Annotated in this window: 16 protein-coding genes; 10 read left to right on the top strand and 6 right to left on the bottom strand. The window is 68.6% G+C overall.

Annotated features, from left to right (window positions below; all coding sequences use genetic code 11):
* The first annotated feature begins 53 nt into the window (after nt 1–53).
* On the top strand, nt 54–254 hold the full coding sequence (locus AC07FT_RS20025; RefSeq protein WP_479177391.1) for a DUF2191 domain-containing protein: 201 nt from the start codon (nt 54–56) through the stop codon (nt 252–254).
* Nucleotides 255–445: 191 nt separating this feature from the next.
* Nucleotides 446–640: a hypothetical protein gene (locus AC07FT_RS20020; RefSeq protein ID WP_479177390.1), complete on the top strand. Its 195-nt coding sequence runs from the start codon at nt 446–448 to the stop codon at nt 638–640.
* Nucleotides 641–703: 63 nt separating this feature from the next.
* On the opposite strand, the gene AC07FT_RS20015 is transcribed toward AC07FT_RS20020, so the two are convergent.
* Nucleotides 704–1,030: a hypothetical protein gene (locus AC07FT_RS20015; RefSeq protein WP_479177389.1), complete on the bottom strand. Its 327-nt coding sequence runs from the start codon at nt 1,028–1,030 to the stop codon at nt 704–706.
* A gap of 67 nt (nt 1,031–1,097) precedes the next feature.
* Nucleotides 1,098–1,634: a PadR family transcriptional regulator gene (locus AC07FT_RS20010; protein WP_479177388.1), complete on the bottom strand. Its 537-nt coding sequence runs from the start codon at nt 1,632–1,634 to the stop codon at nt 1,098–1,100.
* A 55-nt stretch (nt 1,635–1,689) separates the two neighbouring features.
* Between AC07FT_RS20010 and AC07FT_RS20005 the strand changes: the two genes are divergently transcribed.
* Nucleotides 1,690–3,135: an MDR family MFS transporter gene (locus tag AC07FT_RS20005; RefSeq protein WP_479177387.1), complete on the top strand. Its 1,446-nt coding sequence runs from the start codon at nt 1,690–1,692 to the stop codon at nt 3,133–3,135.
* 180 nt (nt 3,136–3,315) lie between these two features.
* Here AC07FT_RS20005 and AC07FT_RS20000 read toward each other — a convergent pair whose 3' ends face one another.
* Entirely contained in the window at nt 3,316–3,777 is a 462-nt protein-coding gene (locus AC07FT_RS20000; protein WP_479177386.1) for a hypothetical protein, read from the bottom strand.
* A 1,257-nt stretch (nt 3,778–5,034) separates the two neighbouring features.
* On the opposite strand from AC07FT_RS20000, the gene AC07FT_RS19995 reads away from it, so the two are divergent.
* A complete protein-coding gene (locus AC07FT_RS19995; RefSeq protein WP_479177385.1) occupies nt 5,035–5,331 on the top strand; it encodes a peptidoglycan-binding domain-containing protein in 297 nt (98 codons plus the stop codon).
* Between the two features lie 52 nt (nt 5,332–5,383).
* Here the strand turns inward: AC07FT_RS19995 and AC07FT_RS19990 are convergent, their stop codons facing one another.
* Nucleotides 5,384–5,869, bottom strand: coding sequence for a hypothetical protein (locus AC07FT_RS19990; RefSeq protein WP_479177384.1), 486 nt, complete (start codon nt 5,867–5,869; stop codon nt 5,384–5,386).
* A gap of 280 nt (nt 5,870–6,149) precedes the next feature.
* Entirely contained in the window at nt 6,150–6,794 is a 645-nt protein-coding gene (locus AC07FT_RS19985) for a TetR/AcrR family transcriptional regulator (protein ID WP_479177383.1), read from the bottom strand.
* 92 nt (nt 6,795–6,886) lie between these two features.
* Between AC07FT_RS19985 and AC07FT_RS19980 the strand changes: the two genes are divergently transcribed.
* From AC07FT_RS19980 to AC07FT_RS19955, 6 genes are all read left to right on the top strand, one after another.
* Nucleotides 6,887–7,756 (top strand): sterol desaturase family protein, encoded by an 870-nt coding sequence (locus AC07FT_RS19980; protein ID WP_479177382.1) that lies wholly within the window; start codon nt 6,887–6,889, stop codon nt 7,754–7,756.
* 483 nt (nt 7,757–8,239) lie between these two features.
* A complete protein-coding gene (locus tag AC07FT_RS19975; RefSeq protein ID WP_471197236.1) occupies nt 8,240–8,524 on the top strand; it encodes a hypothetical protein in 285 nt (94 codons plus the stop codon).
* Between the two features lie 240 nt (nt 8,525–8,764).
* On the top strand, nt 8,765–9,271 hold the full coding sequence (locus AC07FT_RS19970; RefSeq protein ID WP_479177381.1) for a hypothetical protein: 507 nt from the start codon (nt 8,765–8,767) through the stop codon (nt 9,269–9,271).
* Nucleotides 9,272–9,309: 38 nt separating this feature from the next.
* Nucleotides 9,310–10,329 (top strand): hypothetical protein, encoded by a 1,020-nt coding sequence (locus AC07FT_RS19965; RefSeq protein ID WP_479177380.1) that lies wholly within the window; start codon nt 9,310–9,312, stop codon nt 10,327–10,329.
* 87 nt (nt 10,330–10,416) lie between these two features.
* Complete coding sequence (locus AC07FT_RS19960) at nt 10,417–11,370, top strand: lytic transglycosylase domain-containing protein (RefSeq protein WP_479177379.1); 954 nt, start codon at nt 10,417–10,419, stop codon at nt 11,368–11,370.
* A 233-nt stretch (nt 11,371–11,603) separates the two neighbouring features.
* Nucleotides 11,604–12,233, top strand: a complete 630-nt coding sequence (locus AC07FT_RS19955; RefSeq protein ID WP_479177378.1) for a helix-turn-helix transcriptional regulator — start codon at nt 11,604–11,606, stop codon at nt 12,231–12,233.
* Between the two features lie 33 nt (nt 12,234–12,266).
* Here the strand turns inward: AC07FT_RS19955 and AC07FT_RS19950 are convergent, their stop codons facing one another.
* The gene (locus AC07FT_RS19950; RefSeq protein ID WP_479177377.1) at nt 12,267–12,866 is read right to left on the bottom strand and encodes a Pvc16 family protein; all 600 of its coding nucleotides are present in this window, start codon (nt 12,864–12,866) and stop codon (nt 12,267–12,269) included.
* Nucleotides 12,867–12,955 lie beyond the last annotated feature (89 nt).

The following is a 12,955-nucleotide window of genomic DNA, read 5'->3' as shown; positions in this document are numbered from 1 at the left end:
CACGGGCACCCCGAGCGGCTAGAGTCCGGCCAGGACGTGACGAAGGGCAGCCCGTGGCCAAGGTCAGTGTCAGTCTCGATGCCGAACTCGTGGTGGAGGTCATGGTCCTGTCCGGGGTGGGATCGCCCCAGGACGCCGTCGAGGCGGTGGTCCGGGACTACATCGCCCGGGGCCACCGCACGGAGGCCCGCACGGAGCTCAGGGACCGGAGTCTGCGCGAGTCCGACGCCAGACCACAGGATCCGCAGGGCTGACGGCCGTGGGCGGACCGCAACGCCCCGCGGCTGTCCGTCTCCACCGCCGGGGAGCCGCCCTCCGCCGGTAAGATCTCCTTGCGAGGGCAGCGTCGAGGGGAGGCGTCACGATGAATTGCGCCAACTGTGGGGCGTCCGTCATCCAAGGGCCTGACGGCAGTTGGTCGTGCAACAACTGCGGGGCGTCGGGGGTGGCGCCGACAGCGACCGACCTGTACTACCGGACGTACACCTGCACCGGATGCGAGAGCCAGGTCGATGGCGTCGGCGGCAGGTGGGCGTGCACGAGCTGCGGAACCACATCGCCGTACACACCACCGCCCGAGGGCTGGCAGTCGGAGCTGGACGAGCACGTGGGCCGCGACGGCTACGTGGGCACGACCTGATCCCACGGCCTGTTCCGGGAACAGCGCCGCGCGACCGACGCGTGGAGCAGCGCGGCCGCGGTACTAGCCGTGCTCCCGGCCGGGAAGTGGCGCGCCTCGGAGGAACGCCCGGTAGACGTCCGCGGCGTCATCGTCCACCCGCGGCCCCTCGGGTCCGTACCGAGTGTCGCTCCGGTCGCGTTTCGGTCCGGAGACCCAGAACTCCTCATCGGTTTCCACGTCGTAGAAGTTCGCGTCGGACAAGCCGAGACCGGTGGCACGCCGCAGGGTCCTCCCGTGGAGGTAGGCCGTCTTCCAGGTCTTGGAGAAATCCACCCAGCCGATCCACGAGGGTCCGCGGTCCGTGCCATAGCCCGTCTTGAGCTGGACGAACATGATTCTGCGAGGCATGGTCCCAGCTTGACCGATCGCGCCGCCCGGGCAAACCGATTTATGGACGCGCGAGCGCACGGAGTGCTCAGCGGCGGCCGCGCCGCTCCAGGTCTTCGGCGGTGTCCTCGGCCCACTGCCGCAGCACGGTGGTGGTGCGGATGCCCAGGTCGAGCGCGTAGGCGCCGAAGACCGGGTCGTCCGGCCCGGTGCGGGCATCCACCTCAGCCTTGATCTGCTCCAGTTGGGCCAGCTTCACGGCGTGCCGGTCCGCCTCGTCACGCATCACGGCCGCCGCCTGATCAGGCGGGAGGAGGGGGACGAGGAATCCGCGCAGGGCGGTCTCGTTGCGGGCGCTGCGGTACGGGTCCTCGCCGGTGACCCACTGGACGATCTCGTCCCGGCCCGCTTCGGTGACGGTGTAGACCTTGCGGCCCCGTCCGCCACCGGCGTCCTCCACGGTGACGGCGCCGCTCCGCGCCATCTTCGCCAGCTCGGGATAGATCTGGCTGTGCTTGGCCTGCCAGATGTGGTTGATCGAGGCTTCGAACCGTTTGGCCAGTTCATACCCGGACGAGGGGCCGCGAGAGGCGAGCATTCCGAGCAGGGCGATCCGCAGAGACATGGTCACAGAATACCTCTGGGTTGACGTGTAAGGATTTACATGTAGCTTCTTTCACATGAAACGAGACACCCGGCCCCACAGCGGGCTCCTCCTGGTCGCCGTCCTCGGTGGCATGTTCCTGGCGATGCTCGACCAGACGATCGTCGGCACCGCACTGCCCCGGATCACCCAGGACCTGGGCGGCGAGGACCTCTACACCTGGACCGTGACGGCCTACCTGCTGACCTCCACCGTCACCGTCCCGCTGTACGGCCGCCTCTCGGACCTCCACGGACGCAAGCCCATGCTGCTCACGGGCATCGTCGTGTTCCTGCTCGGCAGCGCGCTGTGCGCCCTGTCGCAGGACATGAGCCAGCTGATCGCCTTCCGCGCCCTCCAAGGGCTGGGAGCCGGCGCCCTGTTGCCCCTGTCCCTGGCGCTGCTGGTCGACACGGTCCCGGCGGAGCGGCGCGGCCAGGCACAGGGCGCGGTCGGCGGCGTCATGGCGCTGAGCTATGTGATCGGCCCGTACCTGGGCGGCCTGTTCACCGACCACGCCAGCTGGCACTGGGTCTTCCTGGTCAACCTGCCCATAGGCGCCGCCGTCCTGGCCATCGTCTGGCGGTACCTGCCCGCCGGCAGTCGCGTCTCCGGCACCGGACGGCCCGACTACGCGGGGATCGGTGTGCTGACGCTCGGGATCAGCTCGCTCCTCATCGGCCTGACGATGAAGGGCATCGACGACCACACCTGGACGGACACCGAGGTCATCGGCCCCATCCTGCTCGCGGCCGTCCTCCTGGTGCCGTTCGTACTGATCGAGAACCGGGCCGCCCAGCCGATCATGCCGATGGGCCTGTTCCGCAACCGGGCCTACACCCTGGCCAACATCGCCTCGTTCTTCTCGGCGTTCTGCCTCTTCTCGTCCGTGGTCTTCCTGCCCCGCTTCTTCCAGGAGGCACTCGGCCACAGCGCCAGCTCCAGTGGACTGCGCCTCTACCCGCTCATGATCGCCATGGTCGTGGGCAGTCTGCTCGCGGGCGCCCTGATCGGCGCCTCCGGCCGCTACAAGCCCTGGCTGCTCGGCGGAGCCGTCCTGTCCGCGGCGGGCTCACTGCTGTTCACCGGCCTCACCCTGGACACCTCGTCATGGACGATGGCGCTCTGGATGCTACTCATCGGCCTCGGCATCGGGCCCATGCTCTCGGGGCTGACCATCATCGTCCAGGGCTCCGTGGACCCCGCACACGTCGGCACCGCCAGCTCCAACATCACCTTCTTCCGCCAGATCGGCGGCTCCGTGGCCCTCGCCATCGCGGGCACCGTCTACGCCGACACCCTCACCGGCAACCTCGACCACGGCCTGAACCAGGCACAGGCCGCCGCCACCGCCAGCGCCCTGCCGTGGCTCTCCACCCTCGGCGCGGCCGCGACCCTGCTCGCCGTGGCGTTGCTGCCCCGCCCCCGCCGCGACCCCGAGCAGCCCGCCACCCCCGCGGCCTCGCTGAGCGCGATGGCCTGAGCCACCCCGGAGCCGGGGCGCATCCCGCCCCGGCGCCCGCCTCACCCGGACCGCGGTCGCCCTTGTTCCCGGTGGACGCGGCCACCGGACCGACCGTGGCGGAGGGCTCGCGATCGACGAGGTCAGGCTCCGATCATGCAGAAGCCGCCGTCGGCGTCGAGGTACACGCCGGTCATCCGCTCATCCACGCTCACAGCGCTGTGGACCCGCGGCTGCGTGAATATCCGGGTGGACGTCAGGGACAGCGATCCGTCCCCGCCGGTGGCGACCATGCTCCTCCAAGAGTGCTTCCAGCCCACCCAGCTCCACGGCGTGCACAACGGTTTCGGGGTCACCGAGGTGGTCCGCGAGAGTGCGGCATTCGGTCAGCCGGTCCTTGGCAACGTCGTTCTCGCCACGCAGCAGGGAGAGCCAACCCTCGGCCCAGAGCGCCTTGGCTCTGGCCGGGCTCGGCTGCTGGTCCAGGTCCAAGGCCCGGGCCAGCCAGTGCCGTTCCTCGTCCAGGTTGCCGGCGCTCAGCACATGGCTCCACAGAGGAGTCAGCATCCGCAGTCCGGCGCGGACTTCTTCCGGCGTGCTCAGACAGAACTTCAGGGCGGCACGGATATTGCCGCGCTCACCGCCGACAGGTGTCCGGAGCACTGGTCATGCCTGGCCCTGTCCGCTGCCGGGGAAGAGCGCGCTGCGGCGACCAGGAACGGCCCCCACCCGGGGTCGTCCACCGCGCGCGCCGGTGACGTGCGCGGGTGCGTGCGGGAAGGACGAAGGCGGTGAGCACAGACAGCAATGGTTCGAGCCGCCGATCGTATGGGTGCTTGGTCGACGTCGGATTCCGGTGGGACCGATGCCAGCGGGCAGGCACCACTATGCATCCGATGAACAGGCTACCGGTAGCGTAGAACCACGCGCTTTTTACGCGAACTTCGGAGTTCCTGACCAGTTTGATATCGGTTCCGATATTCCGGGTGGCGATGGCCTGCATACAGACGAGTCGTCAGCGACCAGCGGTTACGAGACAAGCCGCAACCTCAAGTGATCCTTAAGGAACCCCTAAGGCTGACCGTCCGACCATTTCTTACCAGGGGTTACAGCACTCCATGCGACTAGCATGCCAATGGCTGGAACCAGAGGGATCGCGCGCTTGCCACCACGATTCCCTTCCCCCTTCAAGGAACCCGAGCCGTATGCGTAACACGCCATGTGCGTGAAAGGGAGCACCGGAGCGATCAGTCCATGAGGACCTGCCCATACAGCGCCAGACGGTCAGTCAATAAAGCCCCACGTGAATTCATGGGATTCACTTCTCGCTCATCGCGAGGCGGTCGTTGACTCCTCCCGGGGTGGACGTACCCACGGTCGCCGTACAGGGCGATGGACGTCTGTTCCTGGACGGTACAGGAAGCAATCTGCGAAATGAATGAACCAAGGCCCATGTACGGCACCGCTCCAGGGCCGTACACCCCTTTTGTGCGGCCGGTGCTTCGGCACCAGGTGGCGGATGTGCCACAGGCTCGGCTCTTCGACGAGCAGAGAGCCACAGCCGCCGAGGCCACGACCGGTCCGACGGTTCCGGACAAGCGGGTGGAGAGCCGTCGGCCCGGACCCAGACACGGACGAAGGCGGCACCGCCGTCGCCGAACGGCCGGCTGGGGCACACCGGTCCGCCTGAGTTCGAAGGCCGTGGGCGCCGGCCTCCTCGCAGCGGCGGCGTTGACCGCGACACTGTGCGGTGACTGTACGGACACTCCCCCGTCCCCTCAGGGCAGAGCACCGATCGCGGCCCCCACACCGACGACGGCCCCGCCCCCCTCGTCGCCCGCATCGCGGACACCATCGATGCCGACGGCCGGCTCCCCGACGGAGTCGTCCGGACCGGGCGGACGGCCGACGTCGGAATCCGTGTCCGCTCGGGAGTCACAGACGGCCCACTGCCGCGACTCGCCGTCCTGCCGCGCCCACGCACTCTCCCTCAGCCGGGGCGACACGGGTCCCGATGTCCATCGGCTCCAGCGGTTCCTGTTCGGCCAGGGCTTCACCTACGTTTCGGCCTCCGGAGTCTTCGACGAGGCGACCTTCCGAGGTGTCGCGCAGTACCAGCGCAACCGCGGTATCACCGGCGACCCCTTGGGAGTGTTCGGCCCGGCGACCCGTGCGTCCGCACAGACCGCGGGTCAACAGGGCTACACCTGGGGGTAGTCGCATCCGCCAGCCGCGGGCGAGGTGTCACACCCGCCGTGGAACGGTACGGTTACTCCTTGCTCTTCGCCATGATCTCGGCCACGCGCCGGTCCAGGGCTTTCCGCTCGGCCTTGCACGCGCGCTCCGACGCTCGCAGCTCGGGGGTGTCCTTGATGATGACCTTTCCGTCGCTGTCAGCAGTCGGCTGGGTGTAGCCGCTCCGCTTCTGACACCGCTCCCACTTCGTCCTGAGTGTCTTGACCGTGGTGTCCGTGTCCAGTTCGGGTGGCAGTTCGTCCTCCCGCGCCTTGCCGGTGGGGGTCCCGCCGTCCGGCCCCCCGTCGCCGGTGTCCGGGGTCGAGCCACCGGACGGTGTGGCCGACGGCTTCCCCTTCTGGTCCCGCTCCTTGTCCTTCGCGGCGCCATGGCTCTTCGAGGGCGGCTTCTCCGGGGAGCCGTTCACCTCGCTCGAGCCGCATCCCGTCGCGACAACGGCGATGACGGCGCACGCGGTGACGGCGAGACGGACGCGCGGCACACGAACCGGGACATGCATGGTGTTCCTCCACGAACGCGAGTGGTGGACGACGATCGGGCGAGGTGGGGGGACAAGGGCCTCGATCGCGAAGGCACACTAGTGGACCGATCCCGCGGCGTGGTTCCGGTCGCTGGTTTCTCGTACACCGGTGAGTCCTCGGGCTGGCGACGCGGAAACGACGCGGGAATACAGACCACCGCACTTCACATCGCAGGAGAAGGCCCGTCCCACGGTCGGGATACCGCCCGGTGAAGGGATCCGGCCCTTCCCCGCCCTCGGTGCCGTCGGCCGGAAACGCTCATGTGCGGTGCACGGTTCCGGTCCACTGGGCCAGGTACCGGACGGCGTCGGGCACGTTGCCCGGAAGCGCCGTCTGATCGGGGCGGGAGCGCATGCCCTCCAGGCTCAGGGCGAGCAACCGCCAGCAGGCGTTGCGGTCGTCGTCCGTGGTGCGCGGGTGCTTGCTGAAGTGGACGATCAGAAGCGTGACGTCCAGCCATGTGACGTCAGGGCGGACAGTCCCATCGCCGCGGCCCCGCTCCAGAAGGGTTTCCATGCGTTCCCGGCCGCGCTCGTTGGCCGCTTCGATCTCAGGGGTGATGGGCAGCACGCCCGCGAACGCGCTGAAGGCTCCGGCTCGTGCCTCGACCGCCGTGCGGACGAAGTCGCCGAGCGCGTCCCAGGCGGGACCAGGACGGCTCAACGCCTCGTCCAGATCGGCGATCGACTGCTCCATGGCGACCGTGCACAGATGCTGGAGCAGTTCCTCCTTGCTGCCATATCGGCGGTACAGCGACCCCATGCCGATGCTCGCGCGCTTGGCGATGTCGGCCACCGGCGCCCCGGCCCCCTGTTCCGCGAAGACCTCGCGGGCGGCGCTGAGCAGCAGGACATCGTTGCGCCGGGCCTCAACGTACCGCCCTCGTCTGGCTTCTGAGCTCATACGGTCCAGCCTATTGAATTTCGGAGCGATGCGCTCCGATACTCCCGTAGTCGGAGCGAATCGCTCCGAAAACCAGGCGGGAGGAGTTCTCCGTGGAAGCCCCACCCAATCTCTTGACGCTGTCCGTCCCGCTCTACGCACTGCTGATCCTGATCGAGGTCGTCTACTACCGACTGCACCCCGACGAGAGCGCGAGCGGCTACACCCTGCGCGACACCGCGGCGAACGTGGCCATCGGCGCCGGGGTGGCGATCGTCGACATCTTCTGGAAGGGGCTGGCGTTCGTCGCCTTCGTCGGCCTCTACGAGCTGACGCCCCTGCGGACCCCGGTCACCTGGGCGACCTTTCCGCTGATCCTCTTCGCACAGGACTTCTGCTACTACTGGATGCACCGCGAGCACCACGTGGTCCGCGTCCTGTGGGCCTCCCACGTGGTGCACCACTCCAGCCGTCTGTACAACTACACGACCTCGATCCGCCAGCCGTGGACGGGCGTCACCTCACAGCTGTTCTACGTGCCACTGGTCCTCGTCGGTGTCCCGCCGTGGGCGGTGTTCCTGTGCGGCGGCATCAACATGCTCAGCCAGTTCTGGCTGCACACCGACCGGATCGGCACGCTTCACCCGGCTGTTGAGTACGTCCTCAACACGCCCTCGCACCACCGGGTCCACCACGCCTCGCAGGGCGACTACCTCGACCGCAACTTCGGTGGCATCCTCATGCTCTGGGACCGGGTCTTCGGCACCTACGCCGACGAGGTCGAACGTCCCGTGTACGGCCTGACCAAGAACATCGAGACCCACAACCCGATCCGGATCGCCTTCCACGAGTACGTCTCGATCGGCCAGGACCTCGCCGCGGCCCCGACATGGCGGCAGCGGGCCCGCCACCTCCTCGACCGACCCGGATGGCGGCCACCGGGCCCGGACAAGGTCACCGCATCCACGCATGACGAACCGTAGGGCTCGGCCCTGATGGGTACCGCTGCCCCGGCGGCGTCAGCTGGGTGCCTGCCACATGCCGGGGGCCGAACACCTCGTAGCGCACCGCGGACGGAAGGAGCGCACCTGGTGTGCCTCCTCGGTCCGTCGCACTACACGCCAGTACCGCCAGGCCAGACCAGGTTCAGCCTCGGCGTACGACGGCCCCGTTTCCCTTATGAAGGAGCCCATCATGTTGCCCGCTGTTTGGAGCCCCTCAGGAGGGGCACCGGGCAGCTGCGGGACGGGACCCCGCCACCGCGCGCCGGACGGCCGCGGCAGCACGGGGCAGCGGGTGTAACACCGGTGTCAACCAGCCGATGGTCCCGGTCCGGTTGCCCGCAAGGGAAGCGACCCGGCGCTCTCCGCCCGCCCTTCGGCCTCCTCCTTCCGCGCCCGGCCCGGCCTAGGTTCTCCTACGAGGACTTGCCGTACGGCGAGCCATTGAGATCACTGGAGAACCCGATGTCCACCCCCGTTGAGAACCAGCAGACCTACGACCCCAACGCGCCGGTCGAACACCTCGCGCAGACGTTGGAGAACGCCGGCTACCACGCGTCGGCGAGCGCGCTCCGCTCCTACTCGCCGGACAACCTCGGCTTCGACGGGAACCTGGGCACCTTCGAGGAGAACAACGTCGTCGAGACCATCGCGCAGCAACTCGCCCACCAGGCCGCCGAACAGGTGCAGGGGCTGACGCTCCAGGCAGTGGGCGAGTGGCTCGCACAGCACCGGTGGCCCCACCACTGACCCGTCACCGGGCCGCCGGCTCCACGCACGGCACACCGTATGAAGAAGCGCCCCCTCCCGGAAGTGATTCCAGGAGGGGGCGCCGTCGTCGTCCACCCACGGCGTTGTCCTCAAGGGCAGCCGCCCGGACACCGGGGACGCCCGATCGGCCCGCCGCCCGCTTCTCCCGACCGCCACGCGAGGCGCCCGAGGATGAGGGGCCGAGTCGCGACCTGATGCCTCGACACGCGGAGGAAGCCGATGACGGACATACCGATGCTGCACGCCGTGATGCACCAGGAATGGGAGACGAACCTGCCGACCGCGGGGTGGGGCGATTTCATCGAGCACCTGGTGACCACACCCGAACTCAGCGCCTACGCGGACTACTTCGAGGAGTTCACCCGGGGCCACACCGAGCTGTACCACCTTCCCGAAGGGGTCGCACCCGAGGAGTACCGACCCCACGTGCTCGAGCGGTTCATCTCCTGGTTCACCGAGCAGATGCACCAGTACGAGATGGCCGCGGCCGCCGGGACGGCCGCCGGTCAGGACGAGCACCACCACCCCGGGCAGCTTCCCCCCGACCAGCACGACGAGGGCGAATCCGCCGATCCCTTCGCGCTCCTCGACGCGCTGCACATCTTCGCGAGTCATCCGGAGGACGCGGACGACCTCACTCAGGACCACCTCGAACTCCTGGAAGAGCACGGCGTGGAGGTCCGCATGGATCTCGACACGCTCCCTCCTGCGACCGCGGACGCCTGACCCGCGACGGCCCTCCTCGACTGAAAGGGAAGCAGACCGTGAGCGCTCCGATCCCCCCGGTCGGCATCACCACCGCATGGCAGACCGCCGGCATCCCGGCCAATGCCTCAGCGGCAGCCTCCACCATCTACACGATCCTCAAGGACATCGGAGCCCGAACCGACTTCAGCATGACCAGCGGGACACCGATCGACGCGATCCCACCGGCGTACAAGGACGCCCACGTGGAATATCTGACGCGGCAGCACCTGTACGGCGTGTGGTACACCCACTCGATCATCTACCCGGTGGCACGGAAGCTCTCCCTGACGCACCGGCACACCCAACAGGGCGCCGAGGCCGAGAAGGCCCTGATGAAGGGCAAGAGCGTCAGCAGCATCGTGCCCTATGTGTTCAGCTACACCCCCGCCAGGGTGTCGGTCCGCACACAGGACCTCCAGGCGCTCACGGAGGCGGACAAACTGCGCAACGAGGCCCGCGGCATCAACCCCGAATACTGCCGCAAAGCCATCGCGTCCAATCGGGCGGAGGCGGAGAAGTCCCGGGCGGAGGCGGAGAACCTCACACGGGATCTCGAGCGCCGCACCGACGAACTCCGCCCGTTCCAGAAGCGCGACCTCCAGGAGCGCATCGCGGCACTGGAATACCGGGCGAGCGAGTTCGCCCAGGAGTCCCAGGAGGCCAACGACGCCCTCACGCGCCGGCACTACCTCCTCAAGGAGGCGGAGCGGCTGCGGAACCGCGCCTACAGCAAGGAGACGGACTCCCTGGTCTTCCCCACGAACTTCCGTGTGGACCTCGTCGAACAGGTGGGCACGATGAAGATGAGGCAGTCACAGGGCGTCAAGGCCGAGGGAAGCATGGCGATCTCCCCCGTCTTCGGCCAGCAGGACAGTTCCTTCATCTCCGTGCACTTCAACTGGAGTGAACACATCCTGGCGCACACCTGGGCCTGGCACGGAACGCTGAACATCGCGGCCGATCAGAGTTCCGGGGCACCGGTCGTCCTCGGTGGCGAGGGAAAGTTCTTCGAGCGGTTCCAGCAGTTCGCCCGCTGATCCCAGCGGCCCGGGGGCGGTGGCACACGGCCGACCGCCCCCATCGCGATGTCCACGTCACCGTCACACGCGAGGAGTTCACCGCATATGGCGTCATCGTTGCACCGCGCGACGCAGGGGCTCGCGGCGGTCGCCGTGGCGACCACCCTCGTCACGGTGGGATTCGCCGCGCAGAAGGGCGGGCGGAGCGCGGCGCAGGACGTCCCCGTGGACGCGGGGTCACAGGCGGTACCCCGACCGTTCGTCACACCACGGGTGGACAAGACCCCCGCACCGGGTACCCCGGACGCGAAGGCGGGTGAGCGGACCAGACCGCCGTCGTCGGAGCTGACCCTGCCGACCCTGGTCTACCGGGCCTACCTGAACGCCCAGACGCGCATCGCCCGGAGTCAGCCCGACTGCCATCTCACCTGGCCGGTCCTGGCGGGTATCGGCAGGATCGAATCCGACCACGCCCGCGGTGGCGCCCTCACCACCACCGGGGACACCCTTTCCCCGATCGTGGGGCCCGCGCTCAACGGTTCGGGGTTCGCGGCGATCCGCGACACGGACGACGGGCGGTTCGACGGGGACACTCTCTGGGATCGCGCCGTCGGCCCCATGCAGTTCATCCCCTCCTCCTGGGCGGTGTGGGGCAGCGACGGCAACGACGACGGCACGGCCGATCCGCACAACATGTCCGACGCGGCGCTCACCGCGGGCCGCTACCTCTGCGCCGGTGGACGCGATCTGGCCGAGCCGGACCAGTTGCGCTCGGCGATCCTCAGCTACAACGACTCGGCGGAGTACGCCACGACCGTCCTGCGGTGGATCGCCGCCTACGCGGGAGTCGACGAACCACGGCTCAGGCCCGGTCCGAGCCCCAGCCCGTCGCCCACCCCCTCGACCACACCCACCCCGCGTCCCTCCCCCACGGCGAGCCGCTCCACGCAGCCCCCGGAGACGTCCGGCGGTTCGCATACACCATCCCCCACCCCCACGCCGTCCCCTTCCACTTCCGCGTCCGGGAACACCGACGTCACGACGCACGGCAACAGATGAGGTGACTCCCGGCCCGGAGATGCTCCCGCCGCCGCACACCCGCTTCAGGTGATTTTCCTCGGTTGGCCATATGTAAGGGTATATACCTCTGGTAACACCGATTCAGTGCATGAAGTCGCCGCCCGGAGCCATGGTCCGTCGTCGTCCGGGGAGGGAGGCTGATGGGGCAACATCACATAGGCCGCGCTGTGTGGTCGGACGGACCGCGCAGGGGACGCACAAGGTGACCCTTCATGCCCACTGACAGAATCTTCGTACACGTCAAAACGGCGGATCCCATCTCCGAGGCAGGGATCGTGGCCGCGCTCAAGTCACGAGCCGAGGTGTGGATCGTCGACGAGAACACCCTCTCACGGGAAACCGTCGCACTCATCGTGTCCCATGAGATGGACGAGGAAGCCCTCAGGCTGCTGCGCTCGGTACGGGGGAAGGGTGTCCAGCAGGCCATCGTGGTGGTGTCGGAGCTGGATGACGCCGGACTCATGGTCGCGGTGGAAGCGGGAGTGGCCGGGCTGGTCCGCCGACGTGAGGCGACGGCCGACCGCCTGGTCCAGGTCATCAGCTCGGTCCACCACGGCGCCGGCGTCGTACCGCCCGACCTGCTCGGCCGGCTGCTCAAGCAGGTGTCCACGGTGCAGCATAAGGTACTCGGCCCGCGGGGCCTGCGGTTCAACGGCCTGACCGACCGTGAGGGCGAAGTGCTCAAACTCGTGGCGTGCGGGATGGACACCCGCGAGATCGCGAAGCAGCTGTCCTACTCCGAGCGAACGGTCAAGAACGTGCTGCACGATGTGACCAACCGCTTCCATCTGCGCAATCGCTCACACGCGGTGGCCTACGCCATCCGCGAGGGACTGATCTGACCCCTCACAGACCCCGTCTTCGCTCCGAGAAGGCTACTCCCTGATACGAGGACGGGGCAGGGAACGGGTACGGCGGGGTGGAGGCCGTCCGTCCACCGTTCCCACGCCCACGTCCACCGACCGGGGCGGAGCCTCCACGCCGATGTCCACGCGCGGGCGCAACGGGGCCAGCAGCGCGAGATGGAGCGGAGGAGAGGTCGGCGCGGGCTCCTCGCACCACCCCCGGGGGAAGGCGACGGCGTCGGGCGGGGCGACGATCAGGGGCATGGTGAGCGGCGTACCTCCGGTGGGTGCGCCGCTCGACGTGCCGACCGGGATCGTCGGCGAACCCACCGCCGCGCACATCACATCACCCAGCAGCCGCTGGGCCACGTCCCACCGCGGTGCGCGGGCCGTGAGCCGGTAGGAGTACCGGAACAGCCGGGTGGGCGCGACCCTGCCCACGGCCATCGCCTCGGCGTTGCGGACATACATCTCGCCGCTCTGCCGGTGTGGTTCCTCCCGGACGTCGTAGAGAAAGGCCGTCAGGGTCGTTTCCGCGTCGCCCTCCTGGTTCTCCCGTCGGCCGGCGTCGAAGCGCAGACCGGCGTCCGGAAGGTGCAGCGCCAGCCATGCCGCCAAGGAATGCGTCACCGAATCCATCATCATCTCAGCCTGTGCACGGGACCGTTCCCGGGCGAGGGACGAGTGGTCGGACGAACGAGCCGTTCCCGCCTTCCCGC

It is taken from the genome of Streptomyces sp. NPDC045899 (assembly GCF_056431485.1).
Note: the sequence above shows the minus strand (reverse complement) of the source record. Positions and strands in the feature narration are given on the sequence as shown.

What these genes read in the sequence shown, in the direction of transcription:
- AC07FT_RS19960 (WP_479177379.1), top strand. Translation starts at nt 10,417, where the DNA reads ATGGCGTCATCGTTGCACCGCGCGACGCAGGGGCTCGCGGCGGTCGCC.
- AC07FT_RS19985 (WP_479177383.1), bottom strand. Translation starts at nt 6,794, where the DNA reads ATGAGCTCAGAAGCCAGACGAGGGCGGTACGTTGAGGCCCGGCGCAAC.
- AC07FT_RS20005 (WP_479177387.1), top strand. Translation starts at nt 1,690, where the DNA reads ATGAAACGAGACACCCGGCCCCACAGCGGGCTCCTCCTGGTCGCCGTC.
- AC07FT_RS20015 (WP_479177389.1), bottom strand. Translation starts at nt 1,030, where the DNA reads ATGCCTCGCAGAATCATGTTCGTCCAGCTCAAGACGGGCTATGGCACG.
- AC07FT_RS20010 (WP_479177388.1), bottom strand. Translation starts at nt 1,634, where the DNA reads ATGTCTCTGCGGATCGCCCTGCTCGGAATGCTCGCCTCTCGCGGCCCC.
- AC07FT_RS19970 (WP_479177381.1), top strand. Translation starts at nt 8,765, where the DNA reads ATGACGGACATACCGATGCTGCACGCCGTGATGCACCAGGAATGGGAG.
- AC07FT_RS19990 (WP_479177384.1), bottom strand. Translation starts at nt 5,869, where the DNA reads ATGCATGTCCCGGTTCGTGTGCCGCGCGTCCGTCTCGCCGTCACCGCG.
- AC07FT_RS19955 (WP_479177378.1), top strand. Translation starts at nt 11,604, where the DNA reads ATGCCCACTGACAGAATCTTCGTACACGTCAAAACGGCGGATCCCATC.
- AC07FT_RS19975 (WP_471197236.1), top strand. Translation starts at nt 8,240, where the DNA reads ATGTCCACCCCCGTTGAGAACCAGCAGACCTACGACCCCAACGCGCCG.